Source organism: Nostoc sp. UIC 10607, from assembly GCF_047228265.1.
GTDB lineage: Bacteria > Cyanobacteriota > Cyanobacteriia > Cyanobacteriales > Nostocaceae > Nostoc > Nostoc foliaceum_A.
The window spans coordinates 128227-148865 of record NZ_JBIQNW010000004.1 but is presented as its reverse complement, the minus strand read 5'-3'; the positions used below and the strand labels follow the sequence as shown (position 1 = coordinate 148865).

Annotated in this window: 16 protein-coding genes; 4 read left to right on the top strand and 12 right to left on the bottom strand. The window is 42.1% G+C overall.

Going from position 1 to position 20639, the window contains the following annotated elements; translation table 11 throughout:
* Positions 1 to 143: 143 nt before the first annotated feature.
* The 4 genes from ACEYW6_RS05450 to ACEYW6_RS05435 all read right to left on the bottom strand — a co-directional run bounded on the left by ACEYW6_RS05450 (position 144) and on the right by ACEYW6_RS05435 (position 3757).
* Positions 144 to 917: a hypothetical protein gene (locus ACEYW6_RS05450; RefSeq protein ID WP_412978928.1), complete on the bottom strand. Its 774-nt coding sequence runs from the start codon at positions 915 to 917 to the stop codon at positions 144 to 146.
* A 206-nt stretch (positions 918 to 1123) separates the two neighbouring features.
* Positions 1124 to 1531 carry a hypothetical protein gene (locus tag ACEYW6_RS05445; RefSeq protein WP_412979034.1) on the bottom strand — a complete coding sequence of 136 codons (408 nt, stop codon included), beginning with the start codon at positions 1529 to 1531 and terminating at the stop codon, positions 1124 to 1126.
* A 272-nt stretch (positions 1532 to 1803) separates the two neighbouring features.
* The gene (locus ACEYW6_RS05440; RefSeq protein ID WP_242059277.1) at positions 1804 to 2454 is read right to left on the bottom strand and encodes a hypothetical protein; all 651 of its coding nucleotides are present in this window, start codon (positions 2452 to 2454) and stop codon (positions 1804 to 1806) included.
* Positions 2455 to 2656: 202 nt separating this feature from the next.
* A complete protein-coding gene (locus ACEYW6_RS05435) occupies positions 2657 to 3757 on the bottom strand; it encodes a D-alanine--D-alanine ligase family protein (RefSeq protein ID WP_412978927.1) in 1101 nt (366 codons plus the stop codon).
* Between the two features lie 346 nt (positions 3758 to 4103).
* Between ACEYW6_RS05435 and ACEYW6_RS05430 the strand changes: the two genes are divergently transcribed.
* The gene (locus ACEYW6_RS05430; RefSeq protein ID WP_412978926.1) at positions 4104 to 5795 is read left to right on the top strand and encodes an NAD-binding protein; all 1692 of its coding nucleotides are present in this window, start codon (positions 4104 to 4106) and stop codon (positions 5793 to 5795) included.
* Positions 5796 to 6162: 367 nt separating this feature from the next.
* Here the strand turns inward: ACEYW6_RS05430 and def are convergent, their stop codons facing one another.
* Positions 6163 to 6693 (bottom strand): peptide deformylase, encoded by a 531-nt coding sequence (gene def / locus ACEYW6_RS05425; RefSeq protein ID WP_412978925.1) that lies wholly within the window; start codon positions 6691 to 6693, stop codon positions 6163 to 6165.
* Positions 6694 to 6863: 170 nt separating this feature from the next.
* Entirely contained in the window at positions 6864 to 8036 is a 1173-nt protein-coding gene (locus ACEYW6_RS05420) for an HhoA/HhoB/HtrA family serine endopeptidase (RefSeq protein ID WP_412979033.1), read from the bottom strand.
* 305 nt (positions 8037 to 8341) lie between these two features.
* Here ACEYW6_RS05420 and dnaA point away from each other — a divergent pair, with 305 nt between their 5' ends.
* On the top strand, positions 8342 to 9724 hold the full coding sequence (gene dnaA, locus ACEYW6_RS05415; RefSeq protein ID WP_412978924.1) for a chromosomal replication initiator protein DnaA: 1383 nt from the start codon (positions 8342 to 8344) through the stop codon (positions 9722 to 9724).
* Between the two features lie 159 nt (positions 9725 to 9883).
* Here dnaA and rppB read toward each other — a convergent pair whose 3' ends face one another.
* Complete coding sequence (gene rppB / locus ACEYW6_RS05410; protein WP_412978923.1) at positions 9884 to 11359, bottom strand: two-component system sensor histidine kinase RppB; 1476 nt, start codon at positions 11357 to 11359, stop codon at positions 9884 to 9886.
* A 164-nt stretch (positions 11360 to 11523) separates the two neighbouring features.
* Here rppB and ACEYW6_RS05405 point away from each other — a divergent pair, with 164 nt between their 5' ends.
* Entirely contained in the window at positions 11524 to 11748 is a 225-nt protein-coding gene (locus ACEYW6_RS05405) for a DUF433 domain-containing protein (RefSeq protein WP_190913566.1), read from the top strand.
* Positions 11745 to 12083, top strand: a complete 339-nt coding sequence (locus tag ACEYW6_RS05400) for a DUF5615 family PIN-like protein (protein WP_412978922.1) — start codon at positions 11745 to 11747, stop codon at positions 12081 to 12083. The genes ACEYW6_RS05405 and ACEYW6_RS05400 overlap by 4 nt, the downstream gene beginning before the upstream one ends.
* A gap of 35 nt (positions 12084 to 12118) precedes the next feature.
* On the opposite strand, the gene rppA is transcribed toward ACEYW6_RS05400, so the two are convergent.
* The 5 genes from rppA to ACEYW6_RS05375 form a co-directional block, all read right to left on the bottom strand.
* Positions 12119 to 12844, bottom strand: coding sequence for a two-component system response regulator RppA (gene rppA / locus ACEYW6_RS05395; RefSeq protein ID WP_412978921.1), 726 nt, complete (start codon positions 12842 to 12844; stop codon positions 12119 to 12121).
* Between the two features lie 49 nt (positions 12845 to 12893).
* A complete protein-coding gene (locus tag ACEYW6_RS05390; RefSeq protein WP_412978920.1) occupies positions 12894 to 13391 on the bottom strand; it encodes a hypothetical protein in 498 nt (165 codons plus the stop codon).
* Positions 13392 to 13525: 134 nt separating this feature from the next.
* Positions 13526 to 16624 carry an efflux RND transporter permease subunit gene (locus tag ACEYW6_RS05385; protein WP_412978919.1) on the bottom strand — a complete coding sequence of 1033 codons (3099 nt, stop codon included), beginning with the start codon at positions 16622 to 16624 and terminating at the stop codon, positions 13526 to 13528.
* 2 nt (positions 16625 to 16626) lie between these two features.
* Positions 16627 to 18285, bottom strand: a complete 1659-nt coding sequence (locus ACEYW6_RS05380; protein WP_412978918.1) for an efflux RND transporter periplasmic adaptor subunit — start codon at positions 18283 to 18285, stop codon at positions 16627 to 16629.
* 706 nt (positions 18286 to 18991) lie between these two features.
* Positions 18992 to 20524 carry an SUMF1/EgtB/PvdO family nonheme iron enzyme gene (locus ACEYW6_RS05375; RefSeq protein WP_412978917.1) on the bottom strand — a complete coding sequence of 511 codons (1533 nt, stop codon included), beginning with the start codon at positions 20522 to 20524 and terminating at the stop codon, positions 18992 to 18994.
* Positions 20525 to 20639: the final 115 nt, after the last annotated feature.

Below are 20639 nucleotides of genomic sequence, written 5' to 3'. Positions count from 1 at the left end.
GTTATAACATATACAGTCGAAACCTTACCCCCGTATTTGCTGGCGCAAAAATTCCCCTCTCCTTACCAAGGAGAGGGGTTGGAGGTGAAGTTGAAAAACTTACTTCATGTAAACGAGAACTGCTATAACCATGAAAGCAATAATTAAGCTGTCTTAAAAAATCGAATGATTTCGCGGACATGATCGAGAAATTGTCCATCACTAGAAAGTTGCGCGATCGCATTTCTGGCCTCTCTCCCCAAACGCTCATGTTCAGTTTGATTTGTCGCCCGTAGTTCTTCTAAGTTAGCCGCAATCCGGGCTAAATCTTTACGAGTCTCTTCGGCAAAGCGTTGTTGAGTTGCGGGTAATGAATAAGATTGTTCTGGGTTGAGTTGCTCCTCCAATAACTGGATTTTTTGTTCCAATATAGAGAAGCGATCGCGCAGTTCAAAAATATCTTCGCGCGGATACTTCCATTCTTGGCGAATCATCGCTAACCGTGTATATAAATACTCATACGCCCGAATTGCTGGACGCAGAATTGTTAATAACAAAGCAGCACCAGAACTTATATATCCAACCGTACTAATACCAGTGGCAGCAAGAGTATAAAGACCAACGGCTGAGAATAAGTGTAAAGCAATGGCAACCCATAGCGATCGCTTTGCCAACACTGTCACATATTTTACTTGTTTCTCATCAACTGGAATGCCTTTCTCAGTTGATTGTGCTGCTTCTGCTAAGACTTCTTTCGCTTGAAAATGCACATTCCACGGTACTGTAACAATTACCAACAGCCACCAAAAACTTGCACCACCAATCACCCAATCAAGAAAGTTACCAGCAGGGATATGCAACCATTGCAGTAAGCCAAAAGCCACCAGCACCGAAACCACAATTCCAATAATGGAACTGATGAAAAAGTTGATATACATTTTGCCCTGTCTCCGGTGAAACTATCACCTCGATCATGATTATAGCCCAGCAGTTATACGGGAATCATTGTGATGGTTTTTCTATTTGCACACACCAGTTTTTCGATGAAATAGCTACGCCAATTAGGTTGAGTATCTTTGCTATCCTTTTAGCGAAAGTATCAGCATAAATAGATTGTGATGGTTTTTCTAGTTGCACATTCCAGTTATTCGATGAGATAGCTACGCCAAATTGATTGAGTCTCTTTACTACCTTTTTCTGGAAGCAGCAATCGCCAGGTTTTGCCTTCTTGCTGAATTTGCAGGTAAACGTCAAAAGGTTTTTTTGGTTGCGTCAAGCGCCGTTTTGGTAGTTTTACAATCAAGTCGTAGGTTCCCCGAACGCGGAAAGCTGGTAAATTTTCAATCGTTAGAGGTTGTTCTTGGGTAATTGATAGCCGCTTGATTTCAAATCCTTGAAAATCTAGATCCAACTGTTGGCTAAGTTTTTGTTGAGTTTGCTCTAGCCCAAGTGCGATCGCTTTTTGCACTAACTCGCTAGTCGGTAGCAGTCCAATACTGCCACAAGCTGTCACTAGCACCAGCAATATTGCTGTCAAAACTAACCGCACTATGTTATTCACTGCTTGATCTGCTATTTTCAACCTTATCAGTTTAACTGGACAGACTGCTGCTTTTTTTTTCGGCAAGATCATTTTTTAAGCGCGTTCACCGCAACCCTTCTCCTTAGCAAAGAGAAGGGAGTGTTTGCCTCAGCAAATACGGGGTGGGGTTGCACCGAAGTGAGAACAGCTATATATCCTCTAGATACTAGTAAAGGCACGGTATAACCGTGCCTTAATTCGCAAAAAATATTATTTTGAAAGGTTTTTGCTTTACAGGAACTTTAATACTGGCGTAAAATTGCAGACAATGAACTATCTTTACGAAGATCCATCAAGTCTGCCAAAGAGTCTGTGCGCATATCCAAGTGGTGCTTGTGTTCTGCTGGCAGAACCGTCACCAAATGTTTTGTTTTAGGTCGCATCTGCATCATAGGCATCAGTTGTGGCTGTGGCACAAAGATTGGCTGGTTCTTGGGAAGGCGTGGCTCCAATCTTTGGTAATGGTTCTGTGCCAAGCGTGCCTGATGACGGTTAATCTGTTTTTGGACTTTTTGCGGTTGGGTTGTCCGGTTGAGCATTCGGAAAATGAGCAAGGAACCACTACCACAGCTGAGGACGATCGCAGCCACCATCCATAAAGGTGTAGGATTACTATTCTCAGAAGGCGCATTGATTGGTTCTTCAACTATAACTGGGATTTTTTCTGGTTCTTCTTGTGTTACCTGTCCAGCATTACCTAAGCTGTACAGGGCAAAGGCACCACCTCCTAAAAACATGGCTAAACACCCAGTTAACAATAGCCAAGGATGATGTGCAACCAGATATATCAGAACGTTCGAGCTTTGTTTTAATCTCGATTTCCTGTTTGTCAGCTCTGGAGTAGCCCCTCTTAGTTGGGTTCGCTCGCGCTGTACACTCTGACTTTTTTCCATGATTACTTTCAGATTTGTACCCCTCTAGTCAATAAATTGTACTGGAGGAGTTAAGCATCAGGTATCCGTAACAAAAGTTCAGATTTAAGTAGCTTTTTTGTAAAATATAGGCTACCAAATCTGGCTAACTTTTGCCAAAATTCTGTATTTATTGTGACTTTTTACTGTAAAAATTTAAAAATCAGTTCGCTTGTTTTCTCCGTTAGCTAGGAGAATACCTTTCAAGAGCAAGTTGAATTAACCGATCAACTAATTCTGGAAAGGAGACTCCACTATGGGCCCAGAGTTGGGGATACATACTAGTCGCAGTAAAGCCTGGCAACGTATTTATTTCATTAATCAAAACTTCTTTTGTTGCTTCCACGTAGAAAAAATCTACCCTTGCTAACCCCGCAGCGTCAACCGCTGCAAAAGCTTGTAAAGCCATGTCCTGAATTTGACGGGCGATCGCATCTGGAAGCGGTGCTGGGATCAGTAAATCTGCGCGACCCTCAGTATATTTAGTTTCATAATCATAAAAATCGCTGTCATAAGTAATCTCTCCAATGACAGAGGCTTGAGGTTGATCGTTTCCTAAAACAGCACACTCAACTTCCCTGGCTACGACACCGGCTTCCACAACCAGTCTTCGATCATAACTGGCAGCATTATCTAAGGCGGCTTCTAATTCTTGGCGCGATCGCACTTTGGCAATACCCACTGATGAACCCAAATTAGCAGGCTTAACAAAAGCGGGATAACCTAATGCTGCCTCAATTTCATCACACAATTTCGGAAATACGCAAGGATTAGACCAAACCTGCGCTCTAGTTATCGCCTTGTATTTTACCTGTGCTAGTCCCGCTTGCTCAAAGGCCATTTTCATGGCGATTTTATCCATCCCCACTGCCGAACCTAACACCCCAGAACCGACAAAGGGAACTTGCATCAAAGTGAGTAACCCTTGGATTGTTCCGTCTTCACCGTTGGGGCCGTGGAGAATGGGAAACCAAACATCCACTTGGGCAACTTGAGAAGGAGATTGCCACTTGCTGAGGATTTTGGCTTGAGGGTTGGATGTCAGATTTCCTTGGGAAGTTGATTGTTCAGATTCCAGTAGCGGAGTGCCAGTTTCTAAAACCTTTTGGGGTGCTTCTCCGGCTAGCCAGCGTCCATCTTTTTGGATGTAAAAAGGCAGTATTTCGTACTTACTAGCATTTTGCTCTGCACTCAAGGCTTTAGCGATCGCCCGTGCTGATTTGATCGAAACTTCATGTTCTCCCGAACGACCGCCAAACAGTAACCCCACGCGCAGCTTTGCCATTTTCGGTTCCTCCACACTCCTCAAGCAGATAGCGTATCACAACCTACAAAAATTGCCATATTTTTCTATATTATTTTATTGGCTGTTTTTATTAGCTGTTGAAGCCCTGCCTAGAAAAACTCTCCTATTTAAGGAGTTAGTAAGGAGTTAGTCAGCGATCGCCCATCTGACATAAGGGCGGGAAGCCACTACACTTTTGTAAGTGATTAGGCTAAGGGGTGCATCAATTTTTCGCATTATTTAAAGCAATCGTGTTGTCAGCTACAGTTATATTCCCGGAAAGTGGGCAACAATATTGATAAATAACTAGAAATGCAGCCCTACCTGTAAAAGATGCTGCCGTTTCATGAAACCTCGAATTATTGTTTGTGGCTTAGGACGTACCGGATATAAAACCTTTCGTTTGCTGAGACACCAGGGAGCCTTCGTTGTTGGCATTCATCACCAATCTATCCCTGGCGAAACAGCAGGAGATGTGATTGTTGGCGATTTACAAGCAGCTTCTACCCTAACAGCAGCAGGAATTCAACAGGCACACACTTTAGTCATCGCTGGATCTAAAGATGCTCTGAATTTGTCTATTATGATGCAAGCGCGGGTGCTGAATCCCCAGATTCGGATTATCAACCGTTTTTATAATACAAATTTGGGGGAGCGCCTAGATCAAAGTTTGCCAGACCATTTGAGTATGAGTGTTGTGGGATTAGCAGCACCCGTATTCACCTTTGCAGCACTGGGAAACCGAGCGATCGGACAAATCAAATTATTTCAGCAAACTTGGCCAATTCACGAAGAATTCATTGATGAAAACCACTTCTGGAGGGGTCTAAAGCTGAGTGAATTGTGGGAAGACCGATCGCGGATGTTAATTTATTACTTGCCAGCAGAAGGTGAGATGGATTTGGTGTCAGGTGTAATATCTGGACAAGAGATAAAAGTAGGCGATCGCTTAATTATTGGCACCCAACCCCGCATCCGTTCTCCCCGGAGATCATTGATAAAAAAACTGCTGAAAGTTATGACTAATCTTAAGCAGTTTCAGCAACATGGGCGATCGGTAGTGGTGGGCGCTATTGTACTCTTGGCAGTTATTCTGATTGCTACACTAACCTACATGTCGGCAGAGTTGAGTTTATCTCCTGTCGATGCTCTATATTTTTCTGTAGGGATGATTACGGGAGCCGGTGGTAATGACAAAGTAGTAGAAAATGCTCCTAACACTATTAAGTTATTTACTGTTGTGATGATGCTGGTTGGAGCAGTGGTAATTGGTATTTGGTATGCAATGCTCACCGATTTTGTCTTAGGAAGCCGCTTTAAGCAATTTTGGGATGCAGCCCGAATTCCCCAGCGATATCACTACATTGTTTGTGGATTGAGTGGTATTGGGGTGAGAATTGTCCAGCAACTCCACGCCAGCGGACATGAAGTTGTAGTAGTTGAACCCGACTCCAACAACAAATATATTAATACCGCCCGCGAACTAGGTATTCCTGTTATTCAGGGAGATGCCAGCTTCCGCACAATACTCAAAGCCAGCAATATAGACTGTGCCGCCGCAGTGCTTGCTGTTACTAGCAATGATGCTACCAATCTGGAAATTGCTCTTAAAGCCAAAGGTTTGACACCCAGCATTCCGGTGATTGTTCATTATGCCGATCCCGATTTTGCTGGCATAGCCCAACAGCTATTTGGCTTCGAGGCCGTACTGAGTCCGGCTGAACTAGCAGCCCCAGCTTTTGCCGCCGCTGCACTAGGGGGACGCATTCTTGGCAATGGCATCACAGCAGATAGTCTTTGGGTGGCTTTTGCAACTGTGATTACACCTTCACATGTCTTTTGTGGCCAGTGGGTGAAAGATGTAGCGATGTCAGCTGACTGTGTACCTTTGTATGTAGAAACAAACCACCAAACCCTTCACGGCTGGGATTTATTAGAAACTAACCTCAGTGCGGGTGATGTTTTATATATGACGATGCCAGCAACGCGGCTATATCAATTGTGGCGGGACGAACAAGTTTGTGAAGCACACGCTTAAATAATTCGTAATTCGTAATTCGTAATTCGTAATTCGAAATTAATAGGACTTACGCACGCTCTACGATTCTTCTCTTCTCTACGAGACGCTTCGCTTTGGCGGAAGCCTCTCGCAGAAAAGGCGATTTAATAAATTAAGCTTTTTGGTGATTTTTGCGTAAGCTTCTCACTAAGGCGGCGGGAAGCCCACTTGCTTTGTGGGGTGTCCGGGATAGCCGCCCCGCCGTTAACTGTTAACTATTAACTGTTGACTGATGACTGTTAACCGTCAACCGTCATCAGTATGCACGTGTTATCCTATCCCCTTTTAGGGGTGGGATGAGCTTAAAAATGATTCAATATTGGTGTACACCACTCTCCACTCACATCTATTTGTTAACGACTCGTTGTTGATATTCCTGCTCAGTAATCATATCAAGAGTGCTTTCTAGGCGATCTACAAATACGATACCGTTGAGATGATCATACTCGTGTTGAAAAATCCGAGCGATAAAATCGGTTAATTCTTGCTTTTGTAACTTGCCTTGATAGTCAGTGTATTCCACTTCAATAGCTTTATACCGAGGAACTAACCCCCTAATTCCTGGAACACTTAAACAACCTTCCCAATCTTTGACAACTTCAGTTGAATGAGCAATGATTTTGGGATTAATCATGGCAGTAGGTTCCATTTCTGGGGCGTTGGGATACCTGGCATTAGGACGGGAAGCCACAATAAATAAACGATAGGATTGTGCTACTTGAGGCGCAGCAATTCCCACACCGTTAGCTTTGGCAACAGTGGCAATTAAGTCTTTAATTAATTTTTGGATATGCTCATCTTGAATATTCTCAACCCAAGCAGCTTTTTGGCGTAATGTTGGATTGCCTAATTGAATTATTGGCGCTAACTCAGTCATGATAAAACTCCTTTAAGCAATGGTTAGTGGGGCATTGGGCACTTGTACTGAGCTTTGCCGTAAAGCCTGCGGCATAGCTACGCTTAGGGCGTAGCCTCTCGTAGAGAAGTATTGGGCATTAGGGAAATTTTTTTTTATAACTCCAGCCTCCTGCCTCCTGCCTCCTAACATCATCCTTCACGTCTTACAGGCAAAGGAGCAGGTTGAACTCCTATTTGGACAGTTTGCCCATTGCGTTCCACTTCTATTGGTAGATTGGTACCGATTTTGCTCTTTTCTACTAGCCTTTGTACTTCTTCAATTTTAGTAACAGGCTGGTTATTAATGCTTTTAATCACATCACCAACTCGTAGTCCAGCCACAGATGCAGGCGATCGCGGCACAATCTCAACCAGCAAAACTCCCTTTTCTGCTGTAAGATTTAAGCGATCGCCTGCTCTACTTTTTATTCTCTCTTTGATATCTGGTGTTAGTGTCACCATCTGAACGCCCAAATAAGGATGATCCACCTTGCCTGTAGCAATTAATTGCTGGGAAATTCTTTGCACAGTATTAATGGGGATAGCAAATCCCAAACCTTGAGCACCTCGAATAATAGCTGTGTTCATCGCAATTACTTGGCCACGAACATTTAGCAATGGGCCACCGGAATTACCAGGGTTAATCGCAGCATCAGTTTGGATGTAATCAACCCGCTTGTCACTAGCACCGATATCGCTACCAGAACGACCTGTAGCACTAATAATCCCAGATGTTACGGTATTATTCAAGCCTAAAGGGTTGCCAATGGCAATTACTGCTTCTCCTGGTTGCAAAGCATCGGAATTACCCACTGCTAGGGTTGGCAGATTATTAGCATCGATTTCGATCACAGCCACATCAGTTACCGGATCTTCACCCAAAACTTTACCGTCAAAAGTTCGGCCATCTTTGAGTGTGACAGTCACTCTATCAGCACCATCTACCACATGAGAATTGGTCAAAATTTGGCCTGAGGAAGTAATGATAAATCCAGAGCCACTACCCCGCTCTACTCGTTCTCTAGGCTGTGGTACTGCACCTCCAAAAAACCGCCGAAATGATGGATCATTAAATTCGTTGGGTATGCGAGAAGTGATTGTTCGGGAAGAATCAATGCGAACTACCGCAGGCCCCACCTGTTGCACTACCTTCACCACAAAATTAGGATCTCCAGACGAAGAAAAAATCGGCGGGGGAACAATTACCGGATTAGGTTCTGTTGTCGTTTGGGTTTGAGTCTCGTTTTGCCGAGTCTCAAAGGTCTTAGCAGGTAAAAGAGAGCAGCTCCCCAATAACACCACTGCTAACCCATATGAGAGCATGGACAACCTATGGCGTAAACCCCTTCCGAAGAGGGGCACTTCGCTTGAGGAAATGGCCCCATCCCCCTTGCTCCCTGCTCCCTGCTCCCTTGCCTCTTTTTCAATCTTTTTGGGCGCTAAGTGATGGTTTGTTGTCTTCATGTGTCGTTGCTTCTCCGTATCAGACAGTGGATGTTAGGATCTTGCCTACTGGGTATGTCCCAAAATGATTACAAGTTAAAAGCTTATTCTAGGTCTAGCGTGTCTGGATGCTAAATTGGTGCTTTCTCTTCTATTGTGACGATTAGCAGCAAAGGTTGTGGATAATGGAAATTCCCATAGAAAATCTGTGGAGTCAGGTACTAGAGCGCCTACAGCTTGAACTATCCCGACCCACCTTTGAAACTTGGATCAAAACTGCTAGTGCAGAGCGATTAGAAAATAATTGCTTGGTTATTCGTACTCCTAACCCATTTGCTCGTAATTGGTTACAGAAGTATTACATCAATACCATTGCTCATGTAGTACAAGATATTCTCGGTCATCCCGTAGGAATTTACATTACTGTTGCTCAAGGTGATGAAGTTTCTCATTTTAGTGAGCGAGAGGTTTCTTGGGAATCACCAAATCCTAGCAGTATTTCGGAAGCTGTTCCTAATCACAATCATAAAACTACTGATTTAAACTCTAAATATGTCTTTTCCCGGTTTGTAGTTGGTGCTAACAATCGGATGGCTCATGCTGCTTCTTTGGCAGTTGCAGAATCTCCAGGTAAAGAGTTTAATCCTTTATTTTTATGCGGTGGCGTAGGTTTGGGTAAAACTCATCTCATGCAAGCTATTGGTCACTATCGCTGGGAAATTTCGCCTAATTGTAAAATATTTTATGTTTCGACTGAGCAGTTTACTAATGATTTAATTACAGCGATTCGTAAGGATAGTATGCAAAGTTTTCGAGAGCATTACCGAGCCGCTGATGTTTTATTAGTTGATGATATTCAGTTTCTTGAAGGGAAGGAATACACCCAAGAAGAATTTTTTTATACTTTTAATACTTTACATGAAGCTGGCAAACAAGTTGTCATTGCTTCCGACCGTCCTCCTAACCAGATTCCTAGCTTACAAGAGCGGCTTTGTTCTCGGTTCTCTATGGGGTTAATCGCAGATATCCAAAAGCCGGATTTAGAAACTAGAATGGCTATTTTGCAGAAAAAAGCTGAGGATGAAAATATTCGGCTTCCCCGCGACGTGATTGAGTATATTGCTTCTAACTACACTTCTAATATTAGAGAATTAGAAGGAGCTTTAATTCGGGCGGTGGCTTATATTTCCATTTGGGGCTTACCGATGACGGTGGAAAATATCACACCAGTTTTAGAACCGCCTAACGAAAAAATGACAGCTACCCCAGAAGCAATTTTAAAGGTTGTGGCAGATAATTTTGATATTTTAATAGACGATCTCAAAGGTAACTCACGACGTAGAGAGATTAGCTGGGCGCGTCAAATAGGAATGTATCTCATGCGCCAACACACATCTCTGAGTTTGCCGAGAATTGGCGAGGAATTTGGTGGTAAAGACCATACAACGGTAATCTATAGTTGCGATAAAATTACTCAACTTCAAGAAAGCGATCGCACTTTAGCACAAACTCTACGCCAACTGAGCGATCGCATCAATATGACTAGCCGCTCCCAAAAACCATCGTGAAGATTTATTTTAAGTTTTCCACAACCAGCACTCTGATCATTAGCCTTGACGGCTGAATAAGTAGTCGAGAATATTAAGTAACGTATAAAAATTGATTAAATTTAACTTAGATTGTGGAAAAATCTGTGGAAAACTTGATATTTTGCTGGTAAAACTTAATTAAGTATAATTACCTTGTGGAAAAACTCGCATGTTTTTCCACAAGTTTTCCACAGATGTAAAGTAGTTTCTGTGAATAATTTTTGCCTCCTGCCGACGCTCTCTACGAGACGCTGCGCTATCGTGTTTCCTGCCTCCTGGCTTTCTTTGTAACTTAATAGTAAAAGTGCTACCTTTGCCGAATTCACTTTGCACATCTATACTGCCGTGGTGTGCCAAAACAATTGCTTGTGCGATCGCTAATCCTAATCCAGAACCGCCAGTGCTACGGGAGCGATCGCTATTCACTCGATAGAAGCGGTCAAAAATTCGCGTTAGCTCTGGCTGGGGAATACCAATGCCTGTATCTTGTACCTGAATCACGGCATAATGATCACTGCGGTCTACGGTAACCGTTACCTTTCCTCCTGATGGGGTGTATTGAATTGCGTTGACAATTAAATTAGAAAACAAGCGATAAAGCTGATCTTCATTGCCGACAATATTTAGAGGATTTGAAACCCGGGTTGAAGATGTTAGTGTAATATCGGCTGCGATCGCTAATGCTGCAAATTCCTCTATTAAGTCATTAACAATATCATCCAAGCAACAAATGTCACGTTGCATTGGCACAGATTGACGATCCAGGCGAGTTAGCAGCAGTAAATCTGTAACTATAGTTGTGAGTCGCTGATTCTGACGGTGTAGGGTTTGTAGAATGTCTCGCGCTTCTGTTTCATCTAATTGAGGCATCATCAGAGCGGATTCTACTGTCGCTTGTGTTGCTGCTAGAGGTGTTCGTAATTCGTGTGCGGCATCTGCTGTAAATTGTTGGACTTGTTTATATGAGCGATAAATCGGCTGCATTGCCAATCCTGCTAACCACCAACTAGCAAAACCAACCAAACCCATTACAATTGGTAATCCCACTGCTAAAGTGAGTTTTACCGCAGTGAGATAACTATTAAATTCCGCGAGACTTCGCCCTACTTGGATGTAACCCCAATCGAGATTTTCTTGGGTGTGTAGCACAAAGGAAATTTGATGATAAAAGTTGCCTTTGCTATCTTTAAGAGTTTGCCAAAGTTCTTTATTAAAGACTATAGGAAATCCTTCTGGATAAGTTCCTGCGATCGCAATTAAGCGTCCTGAATTATCGAAAAAACGGACATAATAATTACCTTGATTAATTGCGCTTAAAATATGGCGTTTAGAACTTAATTGCTCTTGAATGCAGCTAGTGCCAACCACACAAATATTAGGTAAAAGTTGCTGTATTACTGGTTCCAATTGACCAGGTTGCTGTAGTTTCAGTTCAATAGTATCGTGTAAGGTTCCAGCGACAGATTCCAGTTCTCGGTCTAATGTCATCCAATGGGCATGGGAAATTGCTCTGTAGATGCCGAATCCGCACAGGCTTAAAATCAAAGCCATGACAAGCGCATACCACAGCGCTAAACGCAGGCGGGTTTGCTGAAATAGTTTATTTTGATTCATAAAAATAGCAATTATTTAAAAATAATTCGCTGATAGCGAACAAAATTTATAAACTTATGATACTAATGATTCTATATAGATTTGATTAGCTTGGGTCAATATCTTGTTGTTGGCAACACCTTGTTTTCAGATGTCTCCCCTAAATATAAAATTTCACTGATACCATGAACTACGACAACATTGTAACAATCGAACCTGGCAAACGTAGTGGCAAACCCTGTATTCGGGGAATGAGGATTACCGTGTATGACATTTTAGAATATCTTGCAAGTGGTATGACCGAAGAAGAAATTCTAGAGGATTTTTCAGAACTCACATCCGAAGATATAAAAGCCTGTCTTGCCTTTGCTGCTGATCGTGAGAAAAAATTATTTGTAGCATCCCTGTGAAACTGCTTTTGGACGAAAACCTTTCTGATCGGATTATTCCCCAAATTTTGGATTTGTACCCCAATTCCTCTCATGTTAAAGCATTAGCACTTACCAATACCGATGATTTAGTCATTTGGGAATATGCTAAAGCTAATGATTTTGTGATTGTTTCTAAATATTCTGATTTCCATCAACGTAGTCTTCTCTATGGCCATCCACCAAAATTTATCTATCTCCGTATTGGCAATAGCCCAACATCCAAAATTGTGACAACTATACGAGAAAATTTTGACACCATCATCCAGTTTGGAAATAGCGAATTGGAAAGTATTTTGGTGTTAGCGCTAGGTTGAAACTCCGAAATTATAAATCAAGCTGTAAATTACAGCTACGAATTATGCTCTTGAGAACGGAGAGTATTAAAAGTCAGATTCAGACGATATCCCATCCCATGCAAAGTTTCAATTATATTTTCGCAACCACTATTAGCTAGTTTGCGACGCAGCAACCGCATTTGAGCAGCTACGACATTACTAACTGGTTCTGCACTTACTTCCCAAAGCTGATTGCGAATTTGTTCTGTAGTAACAATTTGGTTTGGGTGCTTCATAAAATATTCTAGTAACTGGAATTCTTTATTTGTTAGAGTAATTTCGTGTTTATTTCCCGCAGCATTCTGACCAACAACTAAATTATTGCCGTAATCTAAAGTTAGATTGCCAACAGTTAATTCTTGGGGCTGAAATTGGGGCGATCGCCTCTGCAATGCTCGCAATCTTGCTAATAATTCTGCCATGCCAAATGGCTTTACTAAATAGTCATCTGCGCCAGCATCTAGCCCAGCCACTTTATCTTCCATGCTGTCTTTGGCTGTCAGCATTAACACAGGTAGAGAATTTTTATGGGAGCGTAGCCGTTTGCACAATTCTAATCCTGATATTCCTGGTAGCATCCAATCGAAAATAGCTAGTGTATATTGTGTCCAGCTATTTTCTAAATATGCCCATGCATCTGTACCATTTAGTACCCAATCGACTAAATACTTGTGTTGGGTAAGAGTTCGCTTAATGGCATCACCTAAATCTGTTTCATCTTCTACTAGTAGCACTCGCATAAATTTCACTTGTCAGACTAATTCGTAATTCAGTCAGTCGAGCTAACAGTTACCGATTAAAATTAAAACGACCGTCTACTTTTTCACCTTTAATATCCGCAGTAATTTTCACCTGATACTGACCAGATGTATTTTCGGATAGCATTGCTGTGTAGTGTTTACCACTAACGTCATAGGTTAAAGGAATTGACTTTTGTTTCCCATCCGGTAGCTGGACTTGAGCGATTACCTTTGCATTAGGTACTGCTTCGTGATTGTCACCTGTTTGCAAATATAAATCCATGTGAGTTGTATTGGTTTCTTTCTCTGCTAAGAACTCCAAGTGATAAGTTCCTGTCTCTACAACTTGGCCACCTTTAGATTCACCATGTGGACTATTTGTTTTTTTAGCCGCAGGTGAAGGTATAACTGATGGAGCTTTGGCGCTTGAGGTAGAAGAAACTGAGCTATTTTCTGTATTAACTTTTTGATTAGTGTTACTACAAGCTCCTAAGAAAAGCAGACCTACACTTCCGATAATAATGAAACTAGATTTTAGCTTTTTCATTAATTTATGCCTTGTTTGAAATTGATTGGTAATTTGGCACAATGCTTTTAGCAGTTTTGGGAGTCCGATAATTTTTATTGAAAAAGTAAAATATTCCAGTTCTTGAAGAAGTCGGGTATCTTAACTTTTCATTTTCACAAATCATATAAGATTGCTTTAGTATGCTGAGGGAGCAAAAACCTGCCAAACTTTATATACAGTGCGGGGAGAACTACTAAGGTTAATGCCGTAGAAGTAAACAACCCACCTAACACTACTATTGAAAGTGGTTGTAAGATTTCCTTTCCTGGCCCACTTTCAATTACTAAAGGTGCTAATCCCAAAGCAGAGGTAAAAGCTGTCATTAAAATGGCATTCAAACGTTCCATTGACCCTTTAATCAGAACATCTTTAAGTGGTAAACCCTCAGCAAATTTGGTGTTGTAATTATCCACAAGTAACAAACCGTTGCGGGTAGCAACTCCAAATAGAGTGATAAAGCCAACCAAGGAGGCAATAGAAATAACGCCGCCAGTCAAAGCTACTGAAAATACTCCTCCTACTAAAGCCAAAGGTAAATTAATCATAATCATGGCAGTAGAAGGGATAGATTTGACAGAAATGTACATGATGACTGTAATTGCAACAAAGGCGATCGCACTCGATATGAAAATATTCTGGGTTGCTCTTTCTTCTGCTTCAAATTGTCCCGCATACTGGATATAGTAACCAGAAGGTGGATGTAATTGTTGATTAACTTTGTCTCTAATTTCATTGACGATTGAGCGTAAATCTCTACCATTAGCGTTAGCAGAAACAACAATTAATCGGGATACATTCTCTCTATTTATAGTATTAGGCCCAGTACCATTTTCAATATTGGCAACCTGTGATAAAGGAATTTTTTGACCGCTAGGAGTATCAATTAATAAATTGCGAATTGTATCCAAATTTTTCCGTGCATCTGGCTTTAACCACACAGCTAAATCGAAAGTTTGTTGTTTTTCTAAGATTTGAGATACTACTCGTCCATTCAGAGCAGTTTCAATAATTTCCGAAAGTTTACCTATTGTCAAACCATACCGGGAAGCAGCAGGTCGGTTGAATTTTATTTGTATTTGTTCAATCGGTATTTGGGGTTCTAGTTGTAAATCTACAATCCCATTAACGGTTTTCATGACATCATTAACTTGCTGTCCAATGCTGTGGAGTTGTTCTAAATCTGGCCCAAAGATTTTGACAGCGATCGCACTCCTGACTCCAGACAATACCTCATCCATGCGGTGGGAGATAAAACCACCAATATTTGGTGCTACCCCCGGTAACTTAGCAAATTCTTCCCTTAACTTCTCAATTGTCCCCTCCCGATCTTTCATCGCTGCATCGCTTAACTCGATATCCAAGTGTCCTAAATTCACCCCTGCTGCATCCCCGTCTCCTGGCGCACGTCCAGAACGCAACTGCACATAAGGAAATCTAGAGTCTCCCTTGAGTGCGTGCTGAAGTGCTTCACCAGCTGCATTCGTAGCTTCCAGTGAAACCCCCGGATAAAGAGTTAGGGTATTTACTAAAGTTTGCTCCTGAAACTCTGGTAAAAATATTCTGCCAAAGGAGGGGAAAATTATAGTTGCAGCTATCAAACTAGCGATCGCTAAACTTAAAACAATTTCCGCACGCTTTAAAGAAAATGTTAATAAAGGATAATAAAGCCGTTTAAAAAATCTCGCTACCCAAGGTTCTGTTTCTGGCAAGCGACCATAAGGCAGTAAAATTGCACATAAAGCCGGAGTCACCGTTAATGCTGTGATACTCGAAGCGATAACTGCTGCCATATAGCCTAATCCCATCGGGATAAAAATGCTACCTTCTACACCTGCTAAAGCAAAAACTGGGGAGAAGACAACTATAGTAATGATGGTAGCTCCAAATACCGAATCGCGTACCTCTTGACAACCATCAAATACAACATCTAAAACCGGGCGGGGGTTGGGAGAATATTTATTTTCTCGCAGATTACGGTAGACATTTTCAGCATCAACAATTGCATCATCAACGGCTGAACCAATGGCCACGGCTAACCCTCCCAAAGTCATGGTATTTAAACCTTGCCCTAACCAATTTAGTAATAGTACTCCTAGTAATAAAGATAAAGGTAAGGCAGTTAGACAAATAGCTAAGTTGCGCCAATTCATTAAGAAGGGAATCAGAATTAAAGCAACAATAATACTACCTTCAATTAAAGCCTCTCTAACATTTTCAATAGAAGAATCAATATAGTTTTCTTGACGAAAGGTTGGTGTAACTTTGATATCTTTGGGCAATCCTCCTTGAATCTCTAACATCGCATTTTCTATAAGATGAGTGACAGTAGGAGTATCGGCTTGAGGCTGTTTGTTAATCATCACAACAATTGCCTTTTGAGTGTTAAAACTACCATCACCCCGTTTGATCGCCGCACCAATTTGCACATCAGCAATATCTGAGAGATTGACAGGTGTACCATTGCGGGCAGTAATCACTGATTGCTGTAATTCTTCAATAGATTCAATCCGCCCAATTCCACGAATTAGCTTTTCTCGATCAGGTGTAATTAAATAGCCACCAGGTGCATTGACGTTGGCAGCAGATGCAGCTTGTTCTACCTCTTCTAAAGTGACATTAAAGGCTTTTAATTTTTCTGGATCAACTAATACTTGATATTGGCGAACATCGCCACCGTATGCTATTACCTGACTAACTCCAGGCACAGCTAAAAGACGATTTGTTACTTGCCAATCAACAATGCGCCGCACTTCCATCAAAAGAGTGCTTTGGGAGGTAAAGGCATATTGTAATACAGTCCCAATGGGAGAGCTTGTAGGGGAAATTTGGGGAGTTTCCACCCCTGACGGTAGCTTACTAAAGCTCTGTTGCAATCGCTCTGTTACTAACTGACGAGCTTGATAAATATCAGTATCCCAGTTAAAAATGACTTTAACAACAGAGATTCCTGCTGCTGAAGATGAGCGGACTGCTGTCACTCCCGGAGTACCATTAATCGCACTTTCAATGGGTAAAGTTACTAAAGATTCTAATTCTTCGGGGGCGAGTCCTGGTGCTTCAGTTTGAATTTCAACTTGGGGTGGTGCAAAGCTAGGAAAAACATCCAAAGGCATTTGGATAATCGTCCGAAATATCCAAATAGTAAGGATAATTGTCCCTAGAATGACTAACCAACGGCGAGCGATCGCCCACTTAATAATGGCACTCAGCATTGTTATTTTTCAATCTCTGAATCTTTACTTGTCACCCGATGGTTATCATTGAATTCTGGTACGGCACTGTTTAAAGGTTCTTCTGTAAGGTAGCTTTCTGTGGCTAATTGATATTGATATTTGCCATGACGACCAGCCCAGAAAGTACCTGCCATAAAAGCTACAGTAGCTAGTGCTGATCCTCCCCCGGCTGCAATCCACCAGGGTACTGGCAAGCTAGGCGTTTTAGTCTCTGCTGTTTGTACAAGAGTTTCCGTGTGTTCGTCTGCTTTTTTCTTGGTATCACCGCGCAGAGATTGAGCGTAAAGTTGCGGCGCTCGCTGGGTAACTATCAAATCACCCTCGAATAAACCAGTTTTTACCTCAACCATATCTCCAGAGGTTTGGCCTAAGGTAACTTCAACAGGTTGATAAGCATTGCCATTTTGGATGTAGACAACTTTTTTATTATTAGCTTCTACCACAGCCGCGCTCTTAATCGCCAAGATAGCTGAGGAGCTTTGGTTTGTCAAAACTTCCAAGTCTGCAAACATTCCTGGTTTGAGTACGCCACCAGGGTTATTGATTTCGGCTTTTACAGGTACAACCTGCGTCTCGCCTGTTACTACAGAATTAATTACCGCAATTCGTCCTGTAAAAGTACGATTCGGGACAGAAGCAACTTTAACCCTAACTTGTTGTCCTGCTTTAACTTTGTCTAAATCTTTTTCATATATATTCGCTGTGGCAAAAACCTGATTGTCATTGACAATCGTCATTAACTTACCACCTGCATCCTCAAAGGTTTGACCAAGAGTAACTTCTCTATCTGCAACCTTCCCAAAAATGGGAGATGTTACCGTCACCAATCCTTTAGCATTGCCACGGATTCCTAGTTGTTGCAGCCGAGTTTCATAAGTGCTGTTACTGAGAGTGATCCGGGATTTTGCTACGTCAACAGATGCCTGAGCGCGTTTAAGTTGATTTTCAGCTTCAATAACTTCTCGGCGGCTATTGGCTTTGGCGAGGTCGGCTTTAGCTTGCGCTAGTTGAGTTTGAGATTCGAGAGCATTACGCCGTGGTAAAGCACCTTCAGCAACTAATTGTTGATCTTTATCATACTTCTCTTGGGAAAATGCTACTTGACTTTGGGCTTGGGCAATCTCTGCTGTGGTAATTTGTTGATAGCGATCGCGGTTTTGTTGCGCTAACTTTAAATCAGCTAAGGCTTGTTGCAAATCAGCCTGTCCTTGAGCCAGTTTTTCCTGGGAGTTAACCCGTAGTTCTACCAAATCGGGACTAGATAGTATAGCCACGGGTTGACCTTGTTTAACTAATGCACCAGGTTCCACTAATAACTCAACGACCTTTGCGCCTGCAATTGGTGTTGTTACTTCAACTTGTTTACTGGGTAAAGTTTCAATCTGTCCTGTGGTTTTTATACCCACAGCTAAACGCTGGCTTTTTACTGGCTCAACTTTAATTCCCAGGCGTTTGGCAGTTTCAGCGTCAACTTGAATAGAGCTAGTTGCTGGGGTGGTTTCACTTTCTTGGTGAAATTCATCTCCGTGTCCGGCGTGGGCTAAAACTGCTACTGGGCTTGCCAATAATAGTAAGCTGACAAGTGTACCAGAAACACAACGCATGGTTAGAATTGGTTGGAAACGCAGAGAGTTGGGCATCGCTATCAGAAATCCTGAAGTATGGGTGCAAAGAAATTGCGATCGTAATTTTTGGTAAACAAAGCTAGCTTTGTTTTGGGGGATTTTTCTGCACCTTATACCCAGTCTTTCATCTCAAAATGAAATTGGTATGAAATTGAGGATTGATATGAAAATGTTGGGTTACTCTGGGGGATCTTGCTACGTTCCTCAACCCAATCTACTAGCACGTCAACCTTTAAACATTGGGTTCAAAAAACCGAGAAAGTCGCAAATAAAACTATTCTATGATTACTCAACCGAACAAATTAAGTTTGCCGCGCTACTACTAGCTATGATTGCAACGCCGTGTGCAACTTTATCTCAAACCTAACCCCCAACCCCTTCCCTACAAGGGAAGGGGAGCAAGAATCAAAGCCTCTCTCCGTTTCGGGGAGAGGTTTGGAGAGGGGTTCCAAGAATAAGTTGCACATCGCGTGATTGCAGATACTACTGCTGTAATGTCAACTTCTAACCGATCAAAAATTGGATTGACTAAATCCACAAACTGCGGATTGCGTTCTACAAAATAAATTACGGGTGCTGTATCGAGTAAGTTTTCTGTATTATCGGTAAATCACTCATTCAAAATTTAGCTAAAAAAATTTGATCGCGCAGAGCGCGAGAGAAATCAAGAAGGGAAAAGAAAAAAGCGAACAGGGCAAAAGAGCAAGAGTGTAAAAGGATACTAAGTCCCAAAGGGAGCCGCAACCACAACCCGAAAACCCACGTAGTCGTACCTACCGCCGCGCGCACGCCAGTAGCGATTGGCCGAGCGGCAGAACCTCGGAAAGCCGCTCCACGAACCACCACGCAGTAGCCGCTCATCATTCTCACTTATCCAAGCGCTGCCATCTGTTGGCGCTCCGTTATAATTTTCGTGCCAAGCATCCTGACACCATTCCCATATATTACCATGCATATCAAATAAAGCAAAGGAGTTTGGTGGGAATTTACCGACATCTGTTGTTTGCTGACGATATTCACCCTTTGTTCCAGCACTATAGGTATAGTTACCGTCATAATTTGCTAAGTCTGTCGTAATTGTCTCACTAAAATAAAATGGGGTAGTAGTTCCCGCACGACAGGCATATTCCCACTCTGCCTCACTAGGCAAGCGATAGGTTTTCCCTGTCTTCTTAGATAATCTGGCACAAAATTCAATTGCATCATACCAAGAAACACGCTCAACAGGTCGATTAGCGCCTTTGAAGCGTGAGGGGTCGGGATTTAAAGGATTATTTACCTCTTTTAGCGCAGCTACAACAGCCCATTGGCTTTGTGTAACTGGATATTTGCCCATGAAAAAGGGTTGAATGGTAACAAGGTGCTGTGGACTTTCCCTATCTAGTCTTCCTGGCTCATTCTCTAGGGAACCCATCAAGAATTTCCCACCAGGAATTGCGACTATTTCTAGAGCTGTAAAAAGCTCTGTTTCCCTTAAGCGAACTATATCTTCATGCTTAAGCTTATAGTGTTGTTGGAATTCCTTTAATTCACGTTCAGCGTTTCCATCTAATGGATATCCTTGTTCATTTATAAAATTTATCAAGGATAACCTGTATATCTCTATCTTTTCCCTATATATCCTGTAAGAGTCTAATGCTTTCTTTCGGATTGTACTGGCTTCTGAATCTGTTAATCCTAAGTTTTTCTGTAAATCGTTCAACATGTCCAATTCCAGAGGAGAAATCTTGCCATCAGATGTAAAATATTCAGCCCTCTGGCGATACTGAGCTATGGCGGCTTCTATCTTTAACTGTTGTTGCTGACGCTCCTCAATTAGTTTATTAGCAGCAAACCTAATTCCCTGAGCTACATTTTTGAATGCATCGTCTTGATTATTCCAAGACCTCACAGGTAGGGTATTTTGAGGTAGAGCTTGTAGTTGAGCAAATGGCGCGTTCTCCCAATCAACGCTTCGCAGAATAATTGGAATGACGCAAGCCTCTTTAGCTTCGTGCCGTTCTACTGCTTTGGTAACTTCAATACTCCAGCAGTATTCAGAACGTATAAAGTCTGAACTTACCAGCAATAAAATGATATCGGCTGTGTTCAAATTCTCCTTAATCTGCCGATCCCATTCTCCTCCAGGTGGTATCTCACGAGCGTCCCAGGTTGAAATTATACATTGTCGTATCGACGTAGTGAGATGGTTAACTAGTTCATTCTTTAGGGATTCGTCGGCGTGAGAGTAGGAAATGAATACTTTGAGCGACACCAACGATACCTCTTGCGTCTTTAGGAGTAGGATAAATTACGCTTTTCACAAATTATAGTATGTTTGCGTACTACACTGGGCGACTGGAAGTCGTGGCTACACAGACTTGTGTTGA